Raw genomic sequence first — 23,493 nt, 5'->3', positions numbered from 1 at the left:
GAGTCCCGAGGATCGGGACGACCCCGGGCGAAGCCCTGCCGAAGGCTCGCCCGAAGGAAGGCAACTGTCGCCACAACTTAATCACAACAATGGCCGATCAAGCGCCCTACCCTCCAAACTTATACCGAATCACCGCCGCCTTCTCCGGCTTCCTCGCCCACGGACGATAGGAAGACGGCCGTCCAATCCGCATCACCGGCACATCATGAAACTCCGCATAACCCGACTTCGCTGGCACCCGCAAATCCACCCGATCCCCGATCTTCGTCTGCACGCTCCGAGACATCCCAAATAACTGCTGACCGTCGACCATCTCCCGGCTCGAAGCGTCCGCCTTGGTCGTAAACTTGCTCAGCCCGTACGGCCATCCAACCTTCGCTCCCGCGATGGAAAAGCCCCGCTCAATCCGCCCCGACACGGGCGATCCGGTCCACAGCACCCACAAATTCCCTCCGGGATCGAGCACAGCCAGTCGCAAGGTCACGCCCTTCGATTTGCCGAGCCCTCGCGCCATGGTCTCTTGGATCTGCTTCGACTGAAGCTGAATATCGTAAACCTCCAGGTCGGTCTTCGTCTGGGGTCGAGGCTCAAAAATCGATTCGTCCACCGTATCCGGATAGTCGTAACTCGCAACCGTCTTTCCGACACCGCCCGACATTTCCACCACCAGACCAGACTTCTTGTCCACCGTCACAAAGTACGTCGAGGTAATCGACCCCGGGTAGGTCTCCTTCACCTCATATAAGGTCCCCTCGCCCAGCTTAGTAGTCGCGGGCTTCTGGCTCATCACCTTGCCATTCCGCAGGGCCAACAGGTCCTCCAGTCGGCTACCGAGGCTCGTCTTCGGCATCCTGTTGGGGTCGTCGTAATGCGAAATGTGGCCATAAACGCGGCTGTTCGGATTGCCGTTGTGGTCCGACCGGAAGTCGAAAAAGTTGTAGAGGGCGTGCCCATCCGTCCGCCATTCGCTAAAAAGCTTCCCGTCAGTGCCGTACAGAGTCCGCGCGACTTTGTTCCCCTGTTGCCACTCGTCCATAAAGACCCGTCCTTTAGGGTCTCGATCCACGACATGAATGATTCTTGCGCCGGTGGAAGACTCCACGGCCTGCGCCCACGCCGAACCCGCCGTCAAGCGAGGATATGCCACCACCAGCACGATGCCCGCTACCAACCCAACCGCGCCGTAGCGAGGCAATGCATTCCGCGTCGGATGGTTCAGCCGCTCTCGCGCCGCCAGCCGCATCGCATCGTCCGAGCCGTCGCGCCGAAGCGTCTCGACGGCAGAATCCAAGTCAACAAGTTTCGGGGACATAAGTTCGTTCTCCTTCGCCAAGATAGGTCCGCAGTTGCTCCCGCGCCGCGTGCAGTCGGCTCTTCACCGTGCCTTCCGCCACCCGCAAAGTCATCGATATTTCCCGCACCGAAAGCTCCTCCACGTGGTGCATCAGAAAGATCGCCCGCGACTCCGGCTTCAACTTCGCTAAAGCCGTTCGCAGCGCCTCGGCCTCATCGACCGCCTCGATCGCTCGAGACCGCGACGCAAACTCTGCCAGCATCGGCAGCCACACTCGGCGACGTCGAAACCGCGTGAATTCATGAAAGGCGATGCCCAAAAGCCACGCCCGAAAGCTGGCCCGTCCATCAAAGCGATGCGCGCCGACAATCGCCCGCATCAAGCTCTGCTGAGTCAGGTCCTCTGCGTCGTCGTGATCCCGAGTCAACTGACCCAAAAACCGAAACAACGCCGAGTGATGCCGCTCAACCAAGAGGTCCAATGCCTCCGCGTCGCGCTCATGAATCCGTTGGGCAAGAGTAAGATCGTCCAAAACCGCTTCCTATCGTTGGTCATCTCTCTGTAACCTTCAATCAGGAACCAGGTTCAGACTTTTTCACTTTTTTCGATCATAACTCACTGGCGGCAAGCCCTGACTAGGATTCATTTTCATCATAAAATGATCATCTCCAACGAAATCAAGAGTGAATTGATCCGTTTGAGGTTTTCGAGCAATCGTACGCTTGGTGCTTCCGTCCGGATTGAGAACCGTATGGTTGCCAGAGACTAGATTCATGGCCAGTCGATTACCGACGAAAGTATAGGTTCCATCCTCCAAATCGGTCATGTGGAAGTTCTTGGAATCAACCCAACTTTCCGATGTCCGATGATACTTGCCGTCAGCTAGAAACTGAAGTTCATCTTGGCCATGCGTATCGCCTTGAAAAGACTGCACCCAGGTTCCAACAACCGAACGTCCCTTGCTGGATCCACAACCAGCCAAAACTATGAGGCAACAGGCCGAAACTGCAAGATTCCGAAAAACCAGGACGAGCCAAACAAAGTGCGGTCGAAGACTTGTCCGAACAAACGCCAATGTCGCCATAGAGCGAATCATAACTGTACGGACGAACTACGGCGCCGCTAAAGACACCGCGAAGCAAGAAATTGCAGGCTCCAACCTAATCCCCAATGATGAATATTGCCGCCCAAGGCGCTACCCATCAACCCTAGAATCTGGGGAAGAATCCGCGCCCTTACCTCGTGACAAGCTCCTCGACTTTCTCCCCGACGAGACTATTCAAATTGGGTGAAACGTAGGGCTGTAAGCCCGTTATTACTTAGCCCAGTCCAAAGAGCCGAGAATCGGCTCGAAGGGCTGGGTCAGAAGCGAAAAATGAAAAAGTCCGAGGAGCCCCGAGCATCGGGACGACCCGGGCGAAGCCTGCTTTGCTGAAGCGAGTTGTGGAAGCAATTTGATCAAGCCAAATAGCCACGCTACTCCCTGGGGGGAGTCGTTAAGCGAAGCGAAACGGTGGGGAGGATGCGCAATATCGATGCCCGACAGTACACGGAGTACGCCCCAAAACCCTTACTTCAACAGATCGTCGACCGCCAAAATCCCTTCCTTCCTGGGGAGGAAGGGTGCAGGGATGGAGGGGTAACAAAACACCATCGCCAACACTCAATTGCATTCAAATCCAAAATGCCACATTCGAAAAGGACCCCATCGGGGTCCAAGACCCCGGGGTACAGAACCGCAACAGAAAAAGTCCAAGGAGTCTCGAGGATCGGGACGACCCAAAGTCCTTCTCCAAATTCTCCGAAGGAAATTTGGGGAGGGTGGCTCCTGACTTGTCTCAGGAGTCGGGAGGGGAAAATCCACTAAGATCCGACATCGTATCGGCCCGCCAACCCTCGAAAGCCTTACTTCAACAGATCGTCGACAACCGTACCAAAGACGTCCGTCAACCGGAAATCTCGCCCCTGATACCGATACGTCAACTGCTCATGGTCGATGCCCAGCAAATGAAGCATCGTCGCATGAAGGTCGTGCACGCTCACGGGATTCTCCACGATGTTGTACGAATAATCGTCCGTCTTGCCGTACGTCAGACCCGGCTTCACGCCGCCGCCTGCCATCCAAACCGAGAAGCATCGCGGGTGGTGGTCTCGGCCATAGTCGTCCGGCTTCAGCGTGCCCTGCGAGTAAACCGTTCGTCCGAACTCGCCGCCCCACACGACCAGCGTGTCGTCCAGCATGCCGCGTTGCTTCAAATCTTGCAACAGCGCCGCCGACGGCTGATCGATATCCTCCGCCTGCAGCTTGATCGCCTTCGGAAGGTTGAAGTGCTGGTCCCAACCCATGTGGAACAACTGCACAAACCGAACCCCACGCTCGGCCAGACGCCGCGCCAGAAGGCAGTTGTAGGCGTACGATCCCTTTCGCCGCACTTCCGGCCCGTACATCTCCAAGATGTTCGACGGCTCTTTCGAAATATCCAGTAGGTCCGGCACCGACGTCTGCATTCGGAACGCCAGCTCATACTGCGAGATGCGCGTATCGATTTCAGGGTCGCCCACCACCGTCTTCTTCATCTCGTTGATGCCGCGCAGTTCGTCCAGCATTTCGCGCCGCATCTCGGGATCGATTCCGTGCGGGTCCGAAAGGAACAGCACCGGATCGCCCGTGTTGCGGAACTTCACGCCCTGGTGCTGAGTCGGCAAAAAGCCCGAGCCCCAAAGTCGGTCGTACAGAGGCTGGTCGTCCTTTCGTCCACTTCCCACGCTCGTCAAAACCACGTACGTCGGGAGGTTGTTGTTCATCGTGCCCAAGCCGTAGCTCAGCCACGCGCCGATGCTCGGTCGCCCCGCAATCTGACTGCCCGACTGCATAAACGTCACCGCCGGATCGTGGTTGATCGCGTCTGTAAACATCGACCGCACCAAGCAAATTTCGTCCGAAACCCCGCCGAGGTGCGGCAGAATCTCGCTCAGCATCATCCCGCTCTCGCCGTGCTCCTGGTAGCCATACACGCTCGGTGCAACTGGGAACGATTTCTGCCCGCTCGTCATGCCCGTCAACCGCTGGCCGTTGCGAATGCTATCCGGCAACTCCTCGCCCATGCGCTTAGCCAGGCCCGGTTTAGGGTCGAAAAGCTCCATCTGGCTTGGCGCGCCCGACTGGAACAGATAGATGACGCGGTTCGCCTTCGGTTTGAACTGCGGGAACTGCGGCAGACCGCCGAATCGCTTACCCGCCCAAGGGTTCTTGTCCGTGCTCTGAGCCGCCTGAATCATGGACGCGCCAAAGCTATCGCCCGAGAGCATCCCGAGGAGGGCGGCCATTCCGACCCCTCCGGTTCGCTTCAAAAATGTGCGCCGGTTGAATCGGTCCTGCAGATGGTAGTCGTTGTGCATCTCTAATCCTTATTCAGTGTCTCGTCGAGGTTCAGCAAGGTGCTGGCCGTCAAAGTGTAAGCCGCGAGTTCGCTCGGGTCGATGGTCTTGTCCACCGGCGATGCGCCGGTTTCGATCAGTTTCGTGGCCGCCGCCGAGTCGCCCTTGAAGTGCGCCACGCGCTTCTTCACGTTCGCCGCCATCAGCTTCAGCTCGGCATCCGTTGGCATTCGCGATAGCACCCGCTCAAAGCCGACCTTAATGCGCCCTTCCGGCGTCGCGCCGCCTTCCTTGATCATCCGCTCCGCCAGCACTCGCGCCGCCTCCACGTACGTCTCGTCGTTCATCAGCGTCAGCGCCTGCAACGGCGTGTCCGTTCTTGCCCGGTGAACCCGGCAGGTTTCTCGCGACGGAACGTCGAACAGGAGCATGTTCGGCGGGGCCGCCGTTCGCTTCCAAATCGTGTACAAACTTCGTCGGTACAGACCATCGCCCATGTCGTGTTTGTAGTTGCGCAGGTTGCCGTAAACGTTCGTCTCGTCCCAAATTCCTTCCGGCATGTAGGGTCGAACGGGAGGTCCGCCGATCTTCTCCACCAACAGGCCGCTGGCAAACAGCGCCTGGTCGCGAATCACTTCACCCGGAAGTCGGAACCGAGGTCCGCGCGACAACAGCTTGTTCTGGGGGTCCGCCGCCAGCTTTGCTACCGAGATATTCGACGACTGTCGATACGTCGAACTCATCACCATTTCTTTGATGAACGCCTTTTGGTCCCACTTCAGGCGGATAAACTCGGTCGCCAAGTAATCCAAAAGTTCAGGATGGGTGGGCCAGTCTGCCCGGGTACCAAAGTCCTCGATCGTATCCACCAGGCCGCGACCAAAGAATCGCTCCCAGAATCGATTGACCGTCACCCGCGACATCAGCGGGTTGTCCGGCGAAACGATCCACTCGGCCAAACCAAGTCGGTTGTTCGGGTACCCCTTCGGCATCGGAGGAAGGAAGGAGGGCAGAGCTGGCTCAACCTTCGGTCCGTGCTTGTCGTACTCGCCGCGGATCAGCACGTAGCAATCGCGCGGTTTCGGCATCTCCGCCATCACCATCACGTCGGGAATCGAGTCGTCGAGCGTCTTCTCCTTCGTCGAGGCCATTGACGCCTGCTCGCTCAGCTTCGCGTACGTCGTGTCGTGATGGAGCGACCAATACTCTTCGATCGCTCGCTTCTGCTCGGCCGTTCGCTTGTCCGCCGGAATCGAGACGAATCGTGCCACCGGGCTTGCGCTCGCCAGTTTCGCTACTTCCGAAGCGTCCAAAACGCGGTTGTAAATATTGAAGTCGTCGACCTGACCTTTGAAGAATTCGCCTGTCGTTCGTCGCCCGATTTTCGTCGAGACCGTTGTGCGGATCGTGTCCTTCAGCGAATCCTGCTCAACCGTGGTCTCCACCGGCTTGCCGTCCATGTACAGCTTAAAGCCGCTCGGCTTGCGCGATCCATCGTAAGTAAAGAAGAGGTGAACCCATTCGTTCTTGGGCATCATCGGCTTGCTGACGATCTTCAGCGCGTTCTCCGGCCACTTATTGATGATGTGCGCCATCACCTTTCCACCCGCCAAGAAGCAGTCCCAGCCGCGATAATCGTTGCCGTCGTCCATTCGCGAGAACGGCGCGCCCTCCCCAGTCTCAGTTCGCACCCAAGCGCCATACGAGAACGGCTGATCCTTGTCGAAGTCGCCGACGTTACCGAGGTCCGCAAACCCCTTATCGTCGATCGCGATTGAGCCGCTGGCTCGTCCCAAATCGAACTTCGTCTGGCCCTCCAGCTTGTAGTTCGCCTGCGTCTCCGGCGTGAACACAAACCGTCCCGCCAAGCCCTGCTCAACCGTTGGCACCGGAGCTTCGGGTGTCCACTTCGCCGCTTCCGGCGCATTGGCCGTCAGCCGGGCGTCCATCTGTTTGTCCAGCCCCTGAATCTGCTTGCGAAGCGTCGAGAGCGTCGCCTCTTCCGTCGGCGTTGCCGCCTTCAAGAGCGGCGGATGGTTCACCGGTTGCTCGACGCCGGTTCCCGACTCGGGCACGTTGTTGAAGTACGCGCACAGGCTGTAAAAGTCCTTCTGGGTCAACGGGTCGTACTTATGGTCATGGCATCGCGCGCAACCCGCGGTCAAGCCAAGCCACACCGCCGAAGTCGTCTCCACGCGGTCGATCACATTCTCGATGCGCCACTCCTCGGCGATGACGCCGCCCTCCGTGTTGATTCGGTGGTTGCGGTTGAACGCCGTCGCCAACTTCTGTTGGGTCGTCGCGTTCGGTAACAAGTCGCCCGCAATCTGATCGACCGTAAACTCGTCGTACGGCATATTCGAGTTGTAGGCGTTGATCACCCAATCTCGCCATCGCGACTGGAACCGCTGAAAGTCAGCCTGATAGCCGTTGCTGTCCGCATAGCGCGAATAGTCCATCCAGTCCATCGCCATGCGCTCGCCGTATCGGGGCGACTTGAGCAACCGGTCAACAACCTTCTCATAGGCACCTTTCGATTTGTCGGCCAAGAAAGCGTCCACTTCCTTCGGCGTCGCGGGCAAGCCCGTCAAATCCAGCGTCACACGGCGGATCAAGGTTCGCTTATCCGCCTGTGGCTCCGGCGTCAAATTGTTCTTTTCAAGCTTGGCGAGAATAAATCGGTCGATGTCGTTGGTGACCCACTTAGCATCTTTCACCGTCGGCGGAGTAGGCCGAACCGGCTTCACAAAAGCCCAATGCTCCTTATATTCCGCGCCCTGCGCGATCCAGTCGTAAAGGACCTTCTTCTCATCCTTTGACAGAGTCTTGTGGCTATCCGCCGGAGGCATCAGCGAATCATCGGTGGCGTTGATGCGCGTGATCAGCTCGCTCTTCTCTGGGTGGCCCGGCACGATCGCAAACATGCCACTGTCCAGCTTCTTCGTGGCGCCCTTAAAGTTATCGAGGTGAAGGCCAGCGGCGCTCTCTTCCGCACTCGGACCGTGGCAGGTAAAGCACTTCGTGATGATCGGACGGACGTCGCGATTATAATCAAGCTTTTCCGGTACTTTCTTACTGGCCTGAGCACTCAAGAAACCGGCAGCGAGCAGACCAACCGAAGTGGCCAAAGCAAAACGGTCGCGCCACTTTGCGTTCATGTGCCTAGTGTAACCGAGTGATTTCTCGATGCTCTCGCGAACCCGTACTTTCTTCCCAATTAATCCAATTTTGTTCTCGATTCGTCCAAAAACGAAGAACCCGGTCCAGACAAATGAGTCCGGCCGGGTCAGTTTTGGTCTGCTTAGAAGAGAGGTTTCAAGTGGTTATAAACGTGGCTCACGCTCACCTGGTTCGAGCCGTGGCAGAAGAAACAGTTGTTCGTCGAGTCGAACGCAGACGTGGTGATCTGGAAGGTCTCCATCGTCGAGTTCGCCAACTGGCTCGTGCCCACTTCGTTGCCGGTCGGGAATCCTCCTGTCGGTGATGCGCCGCCCGCCGTCCACGTCGCGCCCATAAAGAAGTAGTTCTTACGAACGTCGCCCGAGATGAGCTGACCTCGCACACTGTTATTCATCGACAGAATCTGCGTGTTCGACGCCGCTACGCTCGAAATCAGGGGGTTTGGCTTCTGGTTATTAGAGCTTCCCCATGGCTTGAAGCGAATCGTGTTCGTCGGACCAATGTTGGCCGCACCAAAGGCCACGATGTCCGCCCCGCTCGCGCCCTGAATCGCCATGTTGAAGTTCGCCGAGGGATTGGTCGCGCCGGACTTGCAGAACAGCCACGATCCAACCGTGTTTTGGGTGATCGTGTGCGGGTTCGCGCCCGAGGTCGCGTTGTAGGTATACGTCGCATCCGGCGTATTCCCAAAGTGCTCGAAGGTCGACCAGATCATCTCTGGATGCCCCTTCGCGCTTCCCACCACATGCATTCCGATCAAGGCTAAAGTCTTCGTCGTCTTGCCCGTCGCCACCCAATGCTTTGGATTCGACTTGTCATAGGTCGGAATCGTCGCTTTAATCGTGATGTACTGACTCGCATTCGGCAGACTGTCCGCCTCGATCCAAGAGCTCTTCAACTCGATCGCCAATGCCTCGGGATCAGGGAACGTCTTACCCTTGGTCGCCGCATACGCCGTGATCTTGTCCAGCGCCGCCTGTGTCGTCGGGAACTGAGTCGGGGCCGGAGTGATACCACCGTCCACCGCGCCGGTTCGCATATAAGCGAACACGTCGTTGCACATTGTGATGTAGTAGATCAGGCGTCCGCCTTGGCTCAACAGCGCGCCGCCATCGGCCTGTCCTTCCTCGGTGTCGATCACATTCCCAAAGAAGTCGAAAAAGACGATCTTCTTATTGATCGTGATCTTCTGGGCAATGTGGCTCTGCGGCGCGTTGGACTGAATCATCATCCGCGCGTTTGAAATCGTCTTGCCCTTCGCATCGGTGAACCGAACCTTGCCTCGGACAATCGACGCTTTCGCGACCTCGACCGACGCACCCGCGCTGTTACGCACCAGGAATCGGCCGCTGGGCATCACCTTCGGCTTCTCGACCTCAAAGATCGTGCCCTTCTTGCTCGTGATGACCGGAAGACCGTGGAATCCGACCTGCGCCGCACGGAGAGCGGCGAACGAGATAAAGCCAGGAGTATGCGGAATGAAGGTTCGATTGTTCATCGCATCGGGCGGCGAAATGTCGTAGAAAACCGGTGAGTTGAACACTCGACCGCCTCCCCCGCCGTAAGTGGCCGGAGCCGGAGATGTCGCCCACAAGAACATTTGATACGACCACTGATAGAAGTCCACATTCGCCAGCCCCGGATTATTCGGGAACGTAATGCTGTTCGCCGGGTTCACGATGCCGTTCAAACTCGGTGAGCCCGATTGGAACCAAGTCGCGAAGGTCGCCGGTGGAACCGTGGCCGTCGCCTGCGGATTCGTAGGGATGCCTTGCTTTTTCGCCAATAGCGCCGGCGTTTTGGCCAATAGCCCCGCCGCTAGTAATAGAACCCCTGCAGAGAGTGACAAACCCGTAATGGGTAATCGCCCGGAAGTCGAGCGGATTGTCTTCTTAGTAATTGACATGGATTGAATTTCCTCACAAATTCCCTCCCCTTTTGGCAAATACGAAAATTGATAAATAGTTTTATGAAATGTTCATAAAACTGACACACTATAAGTCCCCAGAAAGCGCAAAGTCAAGGGCTAATTCGTGCCATTTTGTGCCATTAATCCAAAATGCCCACCTTGCCCTGGCAAGGCATGGATAGCCACCAAACCAGATTGAGTCTGGATCCTACGGATTCCATTCGCACGGCCAACTTTCCACGACCTCTTCAAATCCCAGCCGCCGCAGAATCGGCAGACTCGTCGGCCTCGCATCGACCGACAGGTACCTCAGTCCCAACTCTCTCGCGTATTCCGCTCGCCTACCAACCACCGCTCGGTAAAACCCTCGCCCACGATACTCATTGCGAGTGCCACCCGTATAGAGCCCGCCGATCAGAGAATCGCCCTGCGTGTCCAATCGACCGATGCTTACGGCATAGTCACCATCGTAACCCACGAAGCCAATTTGCTTCCGGCTTCCACTAGCCAAGCACTCGCGCAGGACCCCGGTTGTGTACGCGAAATCCTTCTCAAAAACCTCCTCCGCCACAGCCCGAAAATCCGCCAAGCCCTGCTCATCCTGCACCCGTTCGACTCGGATTTCTGAGCGTTCCGACAAATCGAACGCCTCAAGGTCGATCTGGCAAATAACCTCCTTCGTCCCGATGACAAAGCCGTGAGATTCTAATCGATCGAGGATTTTGTTCTCGTCGCCGAAGCCCGTCTGAGTCCATTCGAAGGAACGCCCGAGATGCCGGTGGTACACGATCTCTCGTTCGATGATGTCGTCGGTCATCGCCCCCAAAAACTTGCGCGGCATCACTCGGCAATATCCGTCCGTTTGGCTCCGCACGACGTACTCATCCGAGTAAACGACATCGGGCGACGACCACCAAAGATCAAGCAGAGATTCCAGCATCAGAGTTCGAGATCGACTCGGTCGCCCATCATCGTCGGAATACACGGAAGGAGCCACTTGTCGGCTTCAATTTCAAACCATCCGGCCTTGACTCCGGGGTCGGCCAGCGCAAAGGCGCGCGCCTCGTCGACGCCAACCGAGTAGATGCTCATTCCCAAAAACCGAGAATCGTCGACTCGACGAACCGGACCATTCAGCAGAAGGATGCCTTGTTCTTTTAAGCCCGTCAGGTAAGCGATGTGCTCCGCCTGAATTCGTTCATCCTCGTCCGTATCGGGCACGGGCGTCTCTGGCGCACGAAGACGGACGATTGTAAGAACTTGAAAGGCACGTTTGCCCATGGCGTATTATCGCTCAAACGTCTTGGCCGCCAAACGCTTGAGGGTGTTGACGAACGGCTCTCGGGTGAATGCCTCGGCAACCGCGATCAGGTCGGAATAGCGGAACCCTCGGCGTGTGACCGCCGCGTATACCGGCTCCCACTCTTCAGGATTGAACTTCGATTTGAACTCATTCAGACCGGTAAACGAGTACAACGGCTTACCGAAAATCCGCGTCAGGCTCATGACTTGCCGCAACCAAGCCGGATTCTCGTTGATTGCGCCGTAGATCGAAAACGGAACCAATCCCATCGTCAGATATTCCGCGCCGTCGGCGGCGACAATTTGGGCCGCTTCATGCATGAGCAACTCGATCGTGCCGTTGGGCGAATTGCGCTTACGCGGAAACTGCTCGGTCAGCCAGCCGTTGCGCATCGGCACCGGACACAGGTTTAGAAACGCCACCGGTTCGCCGTCGACTTCGGCGACGAACGTCCGACGATCCGTCAGAAACCCTAGCGTCTCGGGCTCGACCAGAAAGTGTAGGGGCGGATGCCCTCGGGTGTTCAACCACTCCTTCAGCACACCTTCTAATGCCGTCGAATTCTCGGCTTCCGATGTCGTCCACTCGCGTACCCGCACGCCCTTGTTGCGGGCTCGGTTGAATTGGTAGCGAAGCGATTTTCGGCGCAGAACTGCCGTGTTCCAGTGCTGAGGGCTCCACACCGGCTGAGCGCCCAACGACACCACGCTCTTTCGGTTGCGGGCCATCAAGGCGTCTTTGACCCGAGCCCCTGCGCCAAAGTACAAAACGTCCGATTTTTCCTCTTGGTCGAAGCGGTCGAGCACCTGCTCCAGGTTTTCGTGAGGGCACACTGGCGCTCCCGCCGCAACCCGCACCCCCCGGGCGCGGACGAACGCGACGAATGCGTCGAGGTCCTCATAAAAAGCGTATTCGAAGATCGGATTGACGGTTTGGTAGCATGTCGCGTTCCAGCCGTGCCGGAGGACGAGGTCGCGAACTCGCGTTCTGAGCTCGACGGTTTCCTTCACGGTCGAAAAACGATGATGACGTCCTTGCCGGGAAGCACCAGGGACGCCTTTCCATTCCTGAAAGTCTTGGGAACAGGCGTCATTTTGAGGGTATCGAGATCGAACATCTGCGCGTTGCCGAACCGTTCGTTGCCGAGATTGCTGAGGTCGATAGGAACATCGGGCTTTGTAGCGGTGGCATGGACTACCGTAATCAGACCACTGCGAACTGCTTCGACCGTGGCCAGCGGGGCGATACCGGTGAAGGTGAACGAGCCCACATTGACCCAGTCCGACCCCACATTGTTGACGATGAGGACGTTGTGCCCGGCGGAATATCCAACCGAAATCTGCCCCGACTTTTGCCCAGGTTCGAAATCCTTCTCTGTGACCTTGTTGCCGTTAAGCATGACCTCGACCCGACCGACGCTCCCCGAGACCTCGACGACCTTCATCGTCATCGTGCCCGCTTTGGGACTATCAAAGGTAAACTGGATCGGCTGGGGTTGCATGTCGCGATGCGACGTACCCTGAACGAAGCTCGAAAGCTGGCCAGACTTGGCCGGGCTGGCATCGCCCGGTAGGTTGAATGTCATCAGGTCCGACTTATCCCAACCTCGCCCGGGTCTGAACGTCAAATCGCCACCCATCGCGACCTTGCATTGGACGGCCTGCGGCTGAAACGTCATCGTCGGAGGAAGGTGCTTGAGGAGTTCGATGGAGAAGCCATACGCTTTGAACGCGTCGTCGTCCATCTGGTCCCACGACCAATATTCGCCTGCACCCGCATGTCCGGCAAAGAAGGCGGCCCACACTCCCTCGCGGCGGGCGGCAATGTTCGCCATCTTGTCGCTTCCGGCTCCCGACGGACCAATTTCGCCGAAGAAGACCGGCTTTGGCCCGTCGTTCTTGGTTCCGGCCAACATTCCGGCAACGCTAGACGGATAGCCGTGTCCCTGCATGTAATCCATCTCCCGCCAGATTGGCTTATCCAACTCAGAACTGGTCGTGATCAGGTGGTGCGCGCTATCGATAGAACGGATGTAGGTCGCCATTTCGTCGTGCCACTTTCCGATCGTTTCCCAATCGTTCTTGTCGCGGGCCCGGTCCGTGAACTGCACCTCGTTGAACAACTCCCAAGCCATGATCGAGGGCGAGTAGCCATACCGCGCCACTAGGTAGCGGAGCAGCATCTTCGTTCGCCGCTTAGCCTCAGGGTCGGTAAAGAAGTCGGAAGCCGAGGTGAGAAAGCCCCCATTCGCCTTGTTCCAAGGGTTGTCCTGCCAGTTGGGATTGACGGTCGAGGACCACTGCCCATGGTGGAAGCAAACAAACTGAAAATGAATGTCGTTTTTCTCCGCCGCTTTGACGATGTCGTCCCATCGGTCGAGGACGTCCTCGCTCATCCAGTCGTCTTTGGGTTTGGGAACATTGATGGTCCAATAGGGGTTATGGTCGTCCCAGTGGCACGCCCACACGCGGGCCCAATTCATGCCTGCCTCCTTCATTTTCGGGAAGTAAGAGGTGACCGGCTTCCCCTGGGAGCCCCACGCCGTATTGATGCCAACTGGCCAAAACGGCCGACCCGAACCGTCGAAAAACCATTGGTGTTCCGCATGGATAATGCCCTTTTGAGTCTGGCCGGGAACGTTGATTTCCGGGACGGTCGCCTTCTTTTCTCCGTTCAGTTCAATATCCACGGTGTACGAGCCAGGCTCGGAAACATAGCCCTTGACGTGCCACTGATCGTGAGAATAGTAAGCAAGTCGTTCTTCGGAAAGGCTGCCTTTGTGGAAGATCACTCGGACGTCGTTGACAGCCGGATCGAACGGGTTTCCGGTCGTAGCCAGATTGAAGTGGAGCGCCACCGGACCATAGAGAGCGGGCAGAACCGGAGTTTGGTGGCTGGCTAGCAACATTGGAAGCAAGAACATACTGTTGCTTGGTTTACCCGCATTTGAACCCTACCGCGAGGAAGTTGGTTAGGTAAGGACTATCGGATTCTAGTGAAGTCTCGACGGATGGTAGGCGGCTGAAACAATGCAAACGGAGCGTAAAGCAAGCAGAAAAGAATGGCATTTCGAGTGAACTCGTTGAAAAACTGCCCTCCTCTATTAAGAAGCCCATTGGTAATCGTCACAACGAGTCCGAAGAGCAAGCTTCCATATAGGAGCTTCCGATAAGAGGAAGTATTGGGAAGGATAAGGGGCCTTTTGATGAGCTTTCGAAAGACTAAGACGCAAACGCCCCCAATGAGTATCAAGACAGAAGCGCACGTCAAGCGCTCAGCCAATGGTCCGTCAATGACTAGGCAAACAATGGCGAGTCCGAACAGGGTGACCAATGTCGGGCCATACATCCAACCGTAAATCAGCCTTTCCTGAATCTTCGTTGGACGCCGTTCCATCCCTCTCATTCTAACACCGAAGTCTACGCTTGGTTCAAATACTTGATGGATCGATCTAGACAGTCAAACGGGTCCTCTCCGTAGCAATCATCCTGCTCGACCACGCCCCAGACGGTGCCCGCATCGTCCAAGGCTGGAAGAATAGAGTGCCAAGGTAGGTTGCCCTCGCCAACAGGCGCATAGCGGGTATCCCAGCCCGAAACCGCCTTGTCCTTCAGGTGAACTACGTCGAGTCGTCCGCGAAGCTGGTTGATCCAGTCCACACAACACCCACCAGCGTGATGAACCCAATAGGTATCCAAAATGAACTGCAGATCAGGGTTGGCTTCGGCAACCAGAATGTCGATCGCCCGGATGCCGTCCTTCTTCTCGAATTCGATAGCGTGGTTATGGTAGGCAAATACGAGGCCGTTTTCAGACATTTCTGTCACGACTCGGTCAACATCTTTGAGCCAATTGCGCCACTCCGATGGTCCGCCATCAAAGCATTTCTTGGGACCCATGCCGATGCCAACAACATGGCACCCGATCGTCTTGTGGATGTCGATCTCTTCGTCCAAATGCTCCATCAGGCGATCCCACGGACGGTGTGTTGCGCAACAGGTCAGCCCGAGTTCGTCGAGCCACCCTTTAAGCTCCGTCGGAGAGACTTCCGTCAAGAAGGCCTCGACAGCCGAAACTTGCACACCTTCGTAGCCCATGGCCGCCACTCTCTTCAGGGAATCGTGGAAGCCATCGCGGGTTTTGCAAAAGTCGCGAAGCGTGTACAGTTGAGCTCCGAACTTCAAGGTAGCAACTCCTCGAGGCCTACCGGTGAGCCGCCTCGGTGCGAACTCTCATAAATGGCCAAGATGACCTTCAGCGGTTCCAACGCCTGGCGTCCGGTGATAAACGGATCGCGGTTCTCTCGGATAGCGTTCGTAAAGTCCTGAATCTGAAGCCGATGAGCTTCATTCCAGGTTGCCGTCGTCGGATCATCGTCCAAGTCGTGAGCTTTTCCGAGCGTGACTGAAGGGCCAAATGGCTCCTGCTCTTCGACCTCTTTAGTGACCCAAATCTTGGCCCGATCTCCCTCGATGACCACCGTTCCCTTGGTGCCGTGAACCTCGATTCGTTCAGACATACCCGGGTAGGCCGACGTCGAGCCCTGGATCACGCCGAGCGCGCCGTTGTTGTATTCGACCATGGCAATCGCCTGGTCCTCCACTTCGATGGTATGAGACGCAGTGCGAACCCGAGCCTGTACCGACCGGACACCGCCCATGATCCACTGAATCATATCGACGTAGTGGACGCCTTGGTTCATCAAGCATCCGCCGCCATCCATCGTCCAGGTGCCGCGCCATCCGGCGCTATCGTAGTAACCCTGACTTCGGAACCATTTGGTGTACGAATCGCCCTGGATCAGCGTCCCAAGCTCGCCGCCCTGAGCGGCATCGTGGAGGCGCTTCATGTCGCGGGCAAAGCGGTGTTGGGAGATGCAAGCGAGCTTGACACCAGCCGCTTCACAAGCCTCGACCATCCGCAATCCGTTAGCTAGCGTGATATCCAGCGGCTTTTCGGTGAGGACGTGCTTTCCGTGGTCGGCGGCGCGCACCGCGTAGTCGGCATGCATGCCGCTCGGCAGAGCCACGACCACGGCGTCAACCTCTTTCACGAACTCATCGAAGTTCGAAAACGCGGCGACCGAAACCTCTTCGCCCAACTTTTTCGCCTTCTCGCCGACTTCGTCGCACACCGCGACCAGCGTCGCGCCGTCCGAATGCGTGATGCCGTGGACGTGGGTCTTCGAAATATTTCCACACCCCAAAATGCCAAATCTAATCTCGCTCATAAGCCTGCCATGATCCCCTTGATTGCGTTCGTTGCGATTTGAAAAGACTCAATGCCGGAAAAGCCGCCCCGGTCACCGGCGAACTGAAGGTGCGGCTCGATTGAGAGCACGCCTTCCCATCCCTGCGCCTTCAGCCAAGCCAGCGTTTCCTTGACCTGACCTACGCCCTCACCCGCGGGCACGACCTTACCGTCCTCGCGGGCATCCTTGATGTGGATGGTCTCCAGATAGGGGAGGAGCCACGGGAACCAGTCGTCCATGGCGCGGAAGCCGATCTGAACCGTGTTCGCAAAGTCAAAGGCGAACCGGAAGCTCGGCGAGGCGAATCGCTCAACCAGCTTCTTGGCGTTGTCAGGGTACGCGCCGTAGTATTTGGCGTCGTTCTCGTGCATCAGCACGACTCCCGCCTCATCGGCGGCTTTGATTTGAGGCTCGATCCAGGCACAGACGGCATCGAAGTCGTCGCCTTGCGGTGTAAAAAATCGGATGCGGTTCGTGCCCGCGAACTTCGCCGCCTCGATGGCTCGCTTGGTCTTATCGAGTTCGGCTTCGGCGGGCGAATCGGCCATCACGACTTTGTTGACGGGCGAGCCGATGCAGTTGACGGTGACGCCAAAGTCGGCGGCACGAGCCACGTACGACGCGATCTCTTCGTCGCTGAGGGCCATGACGTTTTTGCCGTAGGCGGAGCGGAGATCGACCAAGCCGATTCCGTTCTCCTTCAGGTGGGCAAATTGAACCTCGATATCCCCGTCGATCTCATCCGCAAAAGCGCTTAGCTTCCAACTCATGCTTCTTTTCTCAATCCCTCGTCCGCAACCGGCCGCAAGAACTTGGTATATCCCATTTCGGTCAATCTTTGCTGGAGGTCGTCTGGGTCTTCGGTAAGGGCAATAACGGTTCCGCCGAGACCTGCACCGGCGAGCTTGGCCGAAACCGCACCACAGCCCAGGCAGTCCTGCACCAAACGGTCGATGGATTCGCCCGATCCGCCCAGCATTTGGATGATTTTAAAGTTACGCGTCATCAGGTGGCCGAGGTCGTTAATCGAGAGTCCGTTTTTGGCCGAATCGGCCATATCCGCCAGTTCTTCCATGGCGTCCACGACTTCCTTTTCGCCCGCGAGCCATCGGTCGCGGATCGGACCGTGAACCGAGCCACTGAGCCGCTCCACGCCGGTCGTGATCAACAGAAACTGACCATTTAGACGAACGTCTTTGACCCGGCCAAGCGGGCCGCTGTCAATGGGGTGCTTCCCCTCAAAGTTGAGGTACTTCATGCCGCCGTGGACCACCATATAAGCGTCCTGGTACCCGCAAACGACTCCGGCTTCGCGCAGTTCGATATCGCGGACAAGCTCGGCGAACTCCCGAAAGTCCTCGTGAACCTCAGTCAGACACGCTACCGTCGCCGCCAGCAAGGCGGTCGATCCCGCAAGTCCACTGGAGCGCGGCACTTCTGAGTGCCAAGTGACGCGATATTTCTTGTTGGTCGGCAGTCGCTTAACCGCAGCATCCCAAAGAGTGGTGTCTGCGGGCAGGTCCCATTCGTCCGCTTCTTCGATGGTGCATGTGTTTCGGGCGGGCGTGGCGCACGAGATAACGCTACCACCGTAAATGTCGCTCGGGTTGCCGAGAATTCCCGCCCGTCCGGGCGCGGAATAGGAAATCTTCATGATGCAAAAGCCTCGACGGCATCGGCGTAGCCAGTCGGGTCGCCGCAGTCGAACCGCCGAATGGAGCTGTCCAAGAAGCATCCTGCGATCCGCATTCCTCGCTCCTGGGCTTCGCGAAAGAAGGAAGAGAGGTCGGTTTCCGACCCACCCAGGGGCGCCTGCGCAACCAACTCAAGCAGCAGCGCCGCCGCCTTCCCGGACATTCTATACCTTCCGCAGATCGCCCATCGGCTTTCCGTCTCCGAAGGAGAAGGCTTTTCCAGCATTTTGGTGACCCAGCCGTCCTCGTCCACTTCACAAATTCCGAATTTGTTAACCTCGTCATCCCCCACTTTGGTGAGGGCAAGAACGATGTCGCCCTCGCCCATCGCGACCATTTTTCCGGCGGGATCATAGGGCAAAAAGACGGCGTCGGGAAGGAGGATTAAGTTGGAGTCTTCGGTTGTAACTCCGCTGGCAATGGCCGGAGCGAGGCCACGTTGAGGTACTTGCGGAACCCAGGCCACGCCGTCGGGAAGTTCGCCTTTGGTGATATCCCAAACCACAATCGCATGGTCACAGTGCTTGAAACCCTCTGCCAACACGTGTTCGATGACGGTCCGGCCCGCGAGCGGCAAAAGTTCCTTCGCGCCGCCATGAGTCACGCTTTGCATGCGGGTTCCATGCCCCGCAGCGGGAATGACGGCCCTCACGAGGCGGGCCTTGCACGCAGGTGCGCCCAATCTCGCAACGCTTCCATATCCTCTTTCATCATCACGCTGAGCGGCACGCAGGCGGCGACCTCCTTCACAAGATCGTCCTGGATAAGATCGCGGTCCTCGTGGTAGGCGCGCTGAAGGGCGGCCACCACGACCGTCTCGATTTCGGCGCCGCTGAAGCCTTCGGTCTTCTCGGCGAGCGGCTTGAGTTTGAGCTTAAATGTCTTGGGGTCACGCTTGCGTTTGCGCAAGTGGATGTCGAAAATCTGCTCTCGCTCCTTGAGTTTGGGGAGATCGATGAAGAAGATTTCGTCGAATCGACCTTTCCGCAAAAGCTCGGGCGGCAGCGCCGAGACGTCATTGGCGGTGGCAATCAAAAAGACCGGTGCGGTCTTATCCTGCATCCAGGTGAGGAAGGTGGCAAAGACCCGGGCCGTGGTGCCGCTATCCCCGACGGAACTGGTGCCGGCAAAGCCTTTCTCAAGTTCATCCGCCCAAAGAATGCAGGGTGCAACCGACTCGGCCGTACTGATCGCCTTCCGAATGTTCTCTTCACTTTGGCCGACGAGCGAACCAAAGATTCGTCCGACGTCGAGCTTAAGCATCGGAAGCTTCCAGTTAGCCGCGATCGCTTTGGCTGTCAACGACTTGCCGCATCCTTGGACGCCGAGCAAAAGAATGCCCTTGGGCACAGGAATGCCGAACTCGCGAGCTTTGTCGGTGAAGCTAGTGGACCGCTGGTCAAGCCATTCCTTGATCGATTCCATACCGCCGACATCGGCCAGCGAGTTATTGGGTGGATAGTATTCGAGAATTCCCGTCTTGCGGATGATCTGTTGCTTTTCTTCGAGGATGACTTCTTGGTCAAACTTCTTGGTCTGAACGATGCTCCTAGCGAATACCGACTCAATTTCGTCGAGCGTCAGCCCTTGGCAACTCTTAATGATCGTCTCGCGGTCCTCATCGGAGACCTTCGAATCGATGTTCGGATTGTCCTTGACGGCGGTGAGAGCCTTATCGAGAACCCCGCCGATTTCGGTCGCATCGGGCAACGGGAAGTCCACGACCGACACTTCCTTTTCGAGATCGGATGGCAGGTTTAGGGTCGGCCCCATGAGCACAAGCGTCTGCGCCCGACTGCGAAGTTTGAAGGCGATATCGCGCAGAAGGCGGATCACGCGGGGATCCTTCATGTACGGGTGGTAATCCTTCAGCAGGAAAATGGTGCCCTCCCCGGACTCATACACCTGGGCAAGGGCTTCGAGTTCGCCCGGCAGAGAGGATTTGCCCTGCGACTGCGGGACCGACGGGCGCATGCCCTGGGTCAGCGACCACACATGCAGGGTTCGTTTAAGCTCGGACGCAATGCGAAGGAGTGCGGCTTCCACTCGCCTTTCCTCCCACGAAACGATGTAGAGAATCGGGTATTTGGATCGAACGAGGATTTCAATCTCACTGGCCGCAGTCATCTAGCGAAAAGTTACCCGCCTCAGCCGTCTTTCGTTTCATCAATCGCCTTTGGCCCTCCAAAAATGCTTCTGGGACTTTAGACCCATAGACTTCCGAATGTAAGAAAAACATTTGAATTGTCTTTGCTGGAGGCTCGTGTTATCATGTGTTAACAAACGCCCATTTTGTTCGGAACTTGAACGAAAATGGAAATCGTACGTTATTCCATAGTGTGGGGATACCGGCCATGCCAGAGAACGCTAAGGATAGTGTTTACGAAAAGGATAACCTTGAGCGCACCATTGCGGAGGCGTTCGCTCCTTTGTGGGAATTGGGTGTTCTTGGCGTCAAATTAACGCTATCTCACCAAATCGTTAAGATCAAGGTCTACCTCCTGAGCGAAGTAGACGACTGCATCCTGTCAACCGCCTTGTCCGCAATCGAGGCGAAGTTCGACCAAACCTATACCGTTGAAAAGCAAGTTGTCCACGGCATTGTGCCGGCGGCCAAAGTGATGACAACGTTCCTCGACTAACCGAGTACTTTGGTTAGTTCCTCGACAAAAATCTGAACTTCTTCTGCGTTTCCAACACTGACGCGGAGGCAGTTCGGCATGCCCAAGACGTCTCCTGAGCGGGTGATCACTCCCCGTTCGAGGAGGGCTTGGAAGACTGGACGAGCCGGTTGGCCCAGGTCGGCCATGATGAAGTTTGCGTAGCTCTTGAACGGCTTTGCGCCGAGTTCGAGGAAGGCTTTCTCCATACGCTCCAGACCTTGACGATTGAGTTCGACCGTCTTCTGCAAATGGTCGCGATCTCCGAGGGCGGCCTTGGCGGCAACCTGGCCGATGAGGTTCACATTGAACGGCTCGCGAGCGCGGTCAATGGCGTCGCTAATCGTGTCCGAGACAAAAGCATAGCCGACTCGAATCCCGGCGAGGCCGTAGGTCTTGCTGAAGGTCCGCATGCCCACCACGTTCGGATAGCGGTTGATGTAGTCAAGCGAGTTTGGATAACCCGGCGTGCCGTCGGCGAACTCAAAATAGGCTTCGTCGAGGACCACGACCACATCGCTAGAGATCGCAGCTAAGAACCGGTCCAGTTCGTCCGAGGTCACGATCGTGCCCGTCGGGTTGTTGGGGTTGGCGATGAAGACGAGTCGAGTGTTGTCCGTCACCGCCGCAGCCATCGCCCCCAGGTCGAGGCGCATATCCTCGGTCAAGGGCACTCGAACCAGTTGGCAGTCAGCCAGACCCGCCGAAGCATCGTAGCGGACAAACGACGGGTAACCGACGATGACTTCGTCTTCCGGCAAACCCAGGAAAATCTGCCCGAGCAGATGGATGAGTTCGTCGCTTCCGTTGCCCACGATGATTTGGCTAATAGGAAGGCTGTAGTGCTCCGACAAGGCTTGACGAAGCAGAAAGGCCGAGCCGTCGGGATAAAGATGGATTTGATCAGCCGCTTCTTTGATGGCGGCAACCGCCTTCGGCGACGGACCAAGCGGATTCTCGTTGCTCGCCAGCTTGATGACGCGCGTGAGGCCAAGCTCCCGCTTCACTTCCTCAATCGGTTTGCCCGGCGAGTAGGGCGTCATTTTGAGGACGTTGGGACGAACGTGCAGGTCGGACATTGTTAACGGAAGTTGATGAAGTCGACCGGATAGTCGAGGTCGAGCCCTTTGACGAATTGGATGGTCTTCTGCAAGTCGTCTTTGCTCTTGCCCGAAACGCGGACTTCTTCTCCCTGAATTTGGGCGTTCACTTTCAGCCCTTTATCCCGAATCTGCTTCGCGAGGGCCTTCGCTTTGTCTTGCGAAATGCCCTGCTTCAGGTTCAGCTTGCATCGGACCGTCATGTTGCCGGATGGCTCGACCTTGCCCCACTCGATCTGGCGGGCGTCGATGCCGCGCTTCAGCATCTTGCTGAACACGATGTCCTTGAGCTGTTCCATTCGGAATTCGTCGTCAGCGACCAGCACGATGTCGAGCTTTCCGTCGAAGATCAGTTCGGCCTTCGTGCCCTTGAAGTCGTAGCGATTCGAAAGCTCCTTGTCAGCCTGATCCATGGCATTCTTGATCTCCATGGGATCAACCTTCGAGACGATATCGAAGCTAAAATCGGCGGCCAACTAAATCTTCTCCAAATCCTGTGAGTGGCAAAGGAGCATGAAGTGAGTGTCGAACTCCAGTTCTTCCTTCGTCAGTTCTTTGCGCTGGACTTCGCTGAGGGCGTCGTTGAGCTTGGCGCGCATACGGACCGTTGCCTCGCGATGCACGTCTTGCGAGACTTTCGTCAGGGTGTTGATATCGACCTGAACGGCGATCTCGGCGTCGCCATAGATGTTCGCCACGGAACCCGTCAAGCCCGCCATGTGACCGTAGTAGCGGTTGGTCTTTCGGTCGTCTTCGGTGACTTCGCGGGTAACGATGCGAACTCTATCCCCTTCTCGGAGCTTCATACCTCTCTAGGATACCCGTCAGTGGAGCATTCTCAGGAGTTCGCCGACCGGCTTCCCGGTGGGCGGCAGCAGTTCCAGCACCGCCGTGTTGCCCCACAGCGCTTTGTTGGTTCCCCCGGCACGGGCCTCGAAGGGACCGACCTCCGATCCGTTCTGAATTAGAAAGCCCTGGAGGACGCCTTGGGATGCGGCCATGAGGAACCGAGCCGCTTCTTCTTGGTCGCCGGGTGCAACACCATACAGCTCCAACTCGGGCTGAAGAAACTTGGAGAGGCCCTTGGTGAAGACATGCCAATTCATGCCCTCGGGGCGGCTGTGGACGTAAATATGCTCGCGGGCATCGACGCTCGGATCGGTTCGGGGTCGCATGAACAGCTCGTTCGGCATCAGGTAGCGCTCCGAAATCGGATCGGCTATGACGGCGTTCGTGAGCGTCCCAAGCCTAGTGGCGATCCCGAGAATGAAGTCGAGCGAGGGATAGACATCCGGGTCGAAGCTCTCGAAACTGAGTTGCATGAGGTGCCAGGTGGAGCGGAGCCGGGCCAGCAGATCGGGAGACAGGCGCGAAGCCAACGCGCTTTTCGCGATGGTATCGGGTGAGAATCCAGCTTCCTCGGCCGACATCACCATTAGCCGAACGACGGTCTTGCGGTCTTTGGTCGCGAGGGCGTAGGTGCCACGGATCATCGGTGAATCCAGCAATGCTTTGTCCTTGCTATCGACCAGCGGCGCGCCGAACCCTTCCAATGCGCCGTTGGCGGCTTTCGGACTCACGATCGCGGAGATCGGGGGAAGGACGGGCGTCCCACCCAGGACCGAAAGGTAGAAGCCTTTGCTGATGCCATATCCGACTCCGTGCGGCTTCGAGAACTTCCAGAACTGGCGCATGCCCTTAGTTTATAGTCGATTTCGGCGCAA

The 23,493-nt window shown here is 57.2% G+C and carries 20 protein-coding genes; 1 reads left to right on the top strand and 19 read right to left on the bottom strand.

The window, feature by feature from the left end; genetic code table 11:
- Nucleotides 1-106: 106 nt before the first annotated feature.
- From GC165_18750 to GC165_18680, 15 genes are all read right to left on the bottom strand, one after another.
- Complete coding sequence (locus GC165_18750) at nucleotides 107-1,312, bottom strand: hypothetical protein (GenBank protein ID MBI1334911.1); 1,206 nt, start codon at nucleotides 1,310-1,312, stop codon at nucleotides 107-109.
- Entirely contained in the window at nucleotides 1,293-1,826 is a 534-nt protein-coding gene (locus GC165_18745; GenBank protein ID MBI1334910.1) for a sigma-70 family RNA polymerase sigma factor, read from the bottom strand. The genes GC165_18750 and GC165_18745 overlap by 20 nt, the downstream gene beginning before the upstream one ends.
- 63 nt (nucleotides 1,827-1,889) lie before the next feature.
- A complete protein-coding gene (locus tag GC165_18740; protein MBI1334909.1) occupies nucleotides 1,890-2,378 on the bottom strand; it encodes a hypothetical protein in 489 nt (162 codons plus the stop codon).
- Between the two features lie 821 nt (nucleotides 2,379-3,199).
- Nucleotides 3,200-4,693 (bottom strand): DUF1501 domain-containing protein, encoded by a 1,494-nt coding sequence (locus GC165_18735; protein ID MBI1334908.1) that lies wholly within the window; start codon nucleotides 4,691-4,693, stop codon nucleotides 3,200-3,202.
- Nucleotides 4,694-4,695: 2 nt separating this feature from the next.
- Nucleotides 4,696-7,830 carry a DUF1553 domain-containing protein gene (locus tag GC165_18730; GenBank protein ID MBI1334907.1) on the bottom strand — a complete coding sequence of 1,045 codons (3,135 nt, stop codon included), beginning with the start codon at nucleotides 7,828-7,830 and terminating at the stop codon, nucleotides 4,696-4,698.
- A gap of 143 nt (nucleotides 7,831-7,973) precedes the next feature.
- Nucleotides 7,974-9,758 (bottom strand): hypothetical protein, encoded by a 1,785-nt coding sequence (locus GC165_18725; protein ID MBI1334906.1) that lies wholly within the window; start codon nucleotides 9,756-9,758, stop codon nucleotides 7,974-7,976.
- A gap of 211 nt (nucleotides 9,759-9,969) precedes the next feature.
- On the bottom strand, nucleotides 9,970-10,701 hold the full coding sequence (locus GC165_18720; protein ID MBI1334905.1) for a hypothetical protein: 732 nt from the start codon (nucleotides 10,699-10,701) through the stop codon (nucleotides 9,970-9,972).
- Nucleotides 10,701-11,042: a hypothetical protein gene (locus GC165_18715; GenBank protein MBI1334904.1), complete on the bottom strand. Its 342-nt coding sequence runs from the start codon at nucleotides 11,040-11,042 to the stop codon at nucleotides 10,701-10,703. Before GC165_18715 ends, GC165_18720 begins: the two co-directional genes overlap by 1 nt.
- 6 nt (nucleotides 11,043-11,048) lie before the next feature.
- Nucleotides 11,049-12,392, bottom strand: coding sequence for a DUF2156 domain-containing protein (locus GC165_18710; GenBank protein MBI1334903.1), 1,344 nt, complete (start codon nucleotides 12,390-12,392; stop codon nucleotides 11,049-11,051).
- Between the two features lie 2,091 nt (nucleotides 12,393-14,483).
- Nucleotides 14,484-15,248 carry a TIM barrel protein gene (locus GC165_18705; GenBank protein ID MBI1334902.1) on the bottom strand — a complete coding sequence of 255 codons (765 nt, stop codon included), beginning with the start codon at nucleotides 15,246-15,248 and terminating at the stop codon, nucleotides 14,484-14,486.
- On the bottom strand, nucleotides 15,245-16,294 hold the full coding sequence (locus GC165_18700) for a gfo/Idh/MocA family oxidoreductase (GenBank protein ID MBI1334901.1): 1,050 nt from the start codon (nucleotides 16,292-16,294) through the stop codon (nucleotides 15,245-15,247). Before GC165_18700 ends, GC165_18705 begins: the two co-directional genes overlap by 4 nt.
- On the bottom strand, nucleotides 16,291-17,085 hold the full coding sequence (locus GC165_18695; GenBank protein ID MBI1334900.1) for a TIM barrel protein: 795 nt from the start codon (nucleotides 17,083-17,085) through the stop codon (nucleotides 16,291-16,293). Before GC165_18695 ends, GC165_18700 begins: the two co-directional genes overlap by 4 nt.
- Complete coding sequence (locus GC165_18690; protein MBI1334899.1) at nucleotides 17,082-18,050, bottom strand: hypothetical protein; 969 nt, start codon at nucleotides 18,048-18,050, stop codon at nucleotides 17,082-17,084. The genes GC165_18695 and GC165_18690 overlap by 4 nt, the downstream gene beginning before the upstream one ends.
- Nucleotides 17,966-18,661 (bottom strand): NTP transferase domain-containing protein, encoded by a 696-nt coding sequence (locus GC165_18685; protein MBI1334898.1) that lies wholly within the window; start codon nucleotides 18,659-18,661, stop codon nucleotides 17,966-17,968. The genes GC165_18690 and GC165_18685 overlap by 85 nt, the downstream gene beginning before the upstream one ends.
- Nucleotides 18,658-20,136 carry an AAA family ATPase gene (locus tag GC165_18680; protein MBI1334897.1) on the bottom strand — a complete coding sequence of 493 codons (1,479 nt, stop codon included), beginning with the start codon at nucleotides 20,134-20,136 and terminating at the stop codon, nucleotides 18,658-18,660. The genes GC165_18685 and GC165_18680 overlap by 4 nt, the downstream gene beginning before the upstream one ends.
- Before the next feature lie 227 nt (nucleotides 20,137-20,363).
- Here GC165_18680 and GC165_18675 point away from each other — a divergent pair, with 227 nt between their 5' ends.
- Nucleotides 20,364-20,651 (top strand): hypothetical protein, encoded by a 288-nt coding sequence (locus GC165_18675; protein MBI1334896.1) that lies wholly within the window; start codon nucleotides 20,364-20,366, stop codon nucleotides 20,649-20,651.
- Here GC165_18675 and GC165_18670 read toward each other — a convergent pair.
- Genes GC165_18670 through GC165_18655 form a run of 4 tightly spaced genes read right to left on the bottom strand, consistent with a single transcriptional unit; the run spans nucleotide 20,648 to nucleotide 23,463 of the window.
- Nucleotides 20,648-21,748: a histidinol-phosphate transaminase gene (locus GC165_18670; protein MBI1334895.1), complete on the bottom strand. Its 1,101-nt coding sequence runs from the start codon at nucleotides 21,746-21,748 to the stop codon at nucleotides 20,648-20,650. The two genes, GC165_18675 and GC165_18670, sit on opposite strands and share 4 nt — an antisense overlap.
- A 2-nt stretch (nucleotides 21,749-21,750) precedes the next feature.
- Entirely contained in the window at nucleotides 21,751-22,245 is a 495-nt protein-coding gene (locus GC165_18665) for a YajQ family cyclic di-GMP-binding protein (protein MBI1334894.1), read from the bottom strand.
- Nucleotides 22,246-22,575, bottom strand: a complete 330-nt coding sequence (locus tag GC165_18660; GenBank protein ID MBI1334893.1) for a hypothetical protein — start codon at nucleotides 22,573-22,575, stop codon at nucleotides 22,246-22,248.
- Nucleotides 22,576-22,593: 18 nt separating this feature from the next.
- Entirely contained in the window at nucleotides 22,594-23,463 is an 870-nt protein-coding gene (locus GC165_18655; protein MBI1334892.1) for a hypothetical protein, read from the bottom strand.
- Nucleotides 23,464-23,493: the final 30 nt, after the last annotated feature.

It is taken from the genome of Armatimonadota bacterium (genome assembly GCA_016125185.1).
Lineage (GTDB): Bacteria > Armatimonadota > Fimbriimonadia > Fimbriimonadales > Fimbriimonadaceae > Fimbriimonas.
The sequence above is the reverse complement of the archived record's forward strand: the minus strand, read 5'-3'. Positions and strand labels throughout refer to the sequence as shown.

What these genes read in the sequence shown, in the direction of transcription:
- GC165_18730 (MBI1334907.1), bottom strand. Translation starts at nt 7,830, where the DNA reads ATGAACGCAAAGTGGCGCGACCGTTTTGCTTTGGCCACTTCGGTTGGT.
- GC165_18670 (MBI1334895.1), bottom strand. Translation starts at nt 21,748, where the DNA reads ATGTCCGACCTGCACGTTCGTCCCAACGTCCTCAAAATGACGCCCTAC.
- GC165_18715 (MBI1334904.1), bottom strand. Translation starts at nt 11,042, where the DNA reads ATGGGCAAACGTGCCTTTCAAGTTCTTACAATCGTCCGTCTTCGTGCG.
- GC165_18725 (MBI1334906.1), bottom strand. Translation starts at nt 9,758, where the DNA reads ATGTCAATTACTAAGAAGACAATCCGCTCGACTTCCGGGCGATTACCC.
- GC165_18700 (MBI1334901.1), bottom strand. Translation starts at nt 16,294, where the DNA reads ATGAGCGAGATTAGATTTGGCATTTTGGGGTGTGGAAATATTTCGAAG.
- GC165_18675 (MBI1334896.1), top strand. Translation starts at nt 20,364, where the DNA reads ATGCCAGAGAACGCTAAGGATAGTGTTTACGAAAAGGATAACCTTGAG.
- GC165_18740 (MBI1334909.1), bottom strand. Translation starts at nt 2,378, where the DNA reads ATGGCGACATTGGCGTTTGTTCGGACAAGTCTTCGACCGCACTTTGTT.
- GC165_18655 (MBI1334892.1), bottom strand. Translation starts at nt 23,463, where the DNA reads ATGCGCCAGTTCTGGAAGTTCTCGAAGCCGCACGGAGTCGGATATGGC.
- GC165_18690 (MBI1334899.1), bottom strand. Translation starts at nt 18,050, where the DNA reads ATGCTTCTTGGACAGCTCCATTCGGCGGTTCGACTGCGGCGACCCGAC.
- GC165_18735 (MBI1334908.1), bottom strand. Translation starts at nt 4,693, where the DNA reads ATGCACAACGACTACCATCTGCAGGACCGATTCAACCGGCGCACATTT.
- GC165_18680 (MBI1334897.1), bottom strand. Translation starts at nt 20,136, where the DNA reads ATGACTGCGGCCAGTGAGATTGAAATCCTCGTTCGATCCAAATACCCG.
- GC165_18660 (MBI1334893.1), bottom strand. Translation starts at nt 22,575, where the DNA reads ATGAAGCTCCGAGAAGGGGATAGAGTTCGCATCGTTACCCGCGAAGTC.
- GC165_18720 (MBI1334905.1), bottom strand. Translation starts at nt 10,701, where the DNA reads ATGCTGGAATCTCTGCTTGATCTTTGGTGGTCGTCGCCCGATGTCGTT.
- GC165_18695 (MBI1334900.1), bottom strand. Translation starts at nt 17,085, where the DNA reads ATGAGTTGGAAGCTAAGCGCTTTTGCGGATGAGATCGACGGGGATATC.
- GC165_18750 (MBI1334911.1), bottom strand. Translation starts at nt 1,312, where the DNA reads ATGTCCCCGAAACTTGTTGACTTGGATTCTGCCGTCGAGACGCTTCGG.